Source organism: Streptomyces sp. NRRL WC-3549 (assembly GCF_000721935.1).
Taxonomy (GTDB): Bacteria; Actinomycetota; Actinomycetes; order Streptomycetales; family Streptomycetaceae; genus Streptomyces.
Window position 1 is genome coordinate 208929 of the sequence record NZ_KL585387.1, and the last position, 1858, is coordinate 210786.

1 protein-coding gene and 2 pseudogenes are annotated in these 1858 nt (G+C 71.5%); 2 read left to right on the forward strand and 1 reads right to left on the reverse strand.

Annotation, left to right across the window (positions count from 1 at the left end):
- Nucleotides 1–444, reverse strand: a pseudogene (locus IH13_RS0106340) (MFS transporter); the annotation flags it as partial.
- A 40-nt stretch (nucleotides 445–484) separates the two neighbouring features.
- Here IH13_RS0106340 and IH13_RS0106345 point away from each other — a divergent pair.
- Together IH13_RS0106345 and IH13_RS42080 are read left to right on the forward strand one after the other, a co-directional pair.
- The gene (locus IH13_RS0106345) at nucleotides 485–1495 is read left to right on the forward strand and encodes a polyprenyl synthetase family protein (RefSeq protein WP_031081761.1); all 1011 of its coding nucleotides are present in this window, start codon (nucleotides 485–487) and stop codon (nucleotides 1493–1495) included.
- 227 nt (nucleotides 1496–1722) lie between these two features.
- Nucleotides 1723–1858, forward strand: a pseudogene (locus IH13_RS42080) (DUF2092 domain-containing protein); the annotation flags it as partial.

Below are 1858 nucleotides of genomic sequence, written 5' to 3' on the forward strand. Positions count from 1 at the left end.
TGCGATGAGGACGCCGCCGTAGAGGACGGCACGGTAGGAGCCGAGGATCCGGTCGGCCAGCCAGCCGCCCGCCACCGAGACCAGGTAGACGAGCGTCCCGTAGGCGGCGGAGACCGAGGCGGCGGTGCCCGGGTCCATGCCCAGGCCGTCGTGTGCGACCGAGTCCGCGAAGAAGAGGACGAGGATGGCCTGCATGCCGAGGAACGAGAAGCGCTCCCAGACCTCCAGTCCGGACAGCGTCATCAGGCCCCGTGGCTGCCCGAAGAAGGCTTGGTCGTCCTCGGGAGCGGGGGCGTCCGGTGCGGTGGGCGTGGGGGCGTGGGACAAAGCAGTGACTCCTGATCGTATGAGCTGATCCCGAACATACCGGCGGTGGCGGGAAGGCGCCCACGGTGATCCAAACGGGACCGGATACGCTGACTTGAGTGAAAGGCAGCGACACATCGACATTCCGTGTGATCGTCAGCAGACAGGAGATCCCCTCGTGACCGTCGTCGGGCCGTTCGGACTGCGCGTGCGGGACCAGACCCTTGAGGCCGAGGTCCAGGCCGGTTTGGCCGCTGTCGAGGCCGGGCTGCTGGACGCCACCAAGAGCGAGGTCCCGTTCATCACGGGGGCCGCGCAGCACCTCGTCAGCGCCGGGGGCAAACGGTTCCGCCCGCTGCTGGTGATGCTCGCGGCGCAGTTCGGTGACCCCGACGCGCCCGGGGTCGTCCCCGCGGCGGTGGTCGTGGAGCTGACGCACCTGGCGACGCTTTACCACGACGACGTGATGGACGAGGCGGACGTACGCCGCGGGGTGGACAGCGCCAACGCCCGCTGGGGCAACTCCGTCGCCGTCCTGACGGGTGACTTCCTCTTCGCCCGTGCCTCGCACATCCTGGCCGACCTCGGCCCCGAGGCCGTACGCATCCAGGCCGAGGCGTTCGAGCGGCTGGTCACCGGCCAGATCCTGGAGACCGCCGGCCCGCGCGACGGACGCGACCCGGTCGACCACTACATGGACGTGCTCGGCGGCAAGACCGGTTCGCTGGTCGCCGTGGCCGGGCGGTTCGGCGCCATGATGGCGGGCGCCGACGAGTCGGTCGTCGACATCCTCACCCAGTACGGGGAGCGGCTCGGCGTCGCCTTCCAGCTCGCCGACGACGTCCTGGACATCGCCTCCGACTCCCACGAGTCCGGCAAGACCCCGGGCACCGACCTCCGCGAGGGCATCTCCACCCTCCCCGTCCTGCACCTGCGCGCGCGGGCAGCCGCCGAGGGCAGGCCCGAGGACCTGAAGCTCGTGGAGCTGCTCGACGGCGACCTGAGCGACGACGCCCGGCTCGCCGAGGCACTGCACGGACTGCGTTCCCACCCGGCGATGGAGCAGGCGCGGCGGGACACCGTCCGGTACGCCCAGGAGGCGCGTGCCGCGCTGAAGCCGCTGCCCGAGTGCTACGCGAAGTCCGCCCTCGAAGAGCTGTGCGACGCCGTGGTGCACCGCGCGGGCTGACCCGGCGTCCCGCGCCCGGGTGCACCGCGTCGGCCGACCCTAGGGTGCTGCCCGACCGGCGTCATCCCGGAGAGGTACGCCCAGTTGCTCCCCGGGGCTGACGCCCGCCGCCGCCCGATTTGGTCAGATGGAGACCGACCACTTCCGACCACATCGGGTGAGCAGGGCGGCGGGGAGTGGACGAGCGCAACGGGATGGCAGCCGCCGATCACGGAGGTAGGGCAGACATGGCACCGAACGACAGCGCACAGGGCACGGGCGAGGCCACGGGCACGGTCGTGGGCCGCCGGAAGACGGTGCGCTACATCGTCCCCGTCGCGGTGGCGGGAGTGGCGGCGGCGACGATCGGACTCGTTCCGGCAC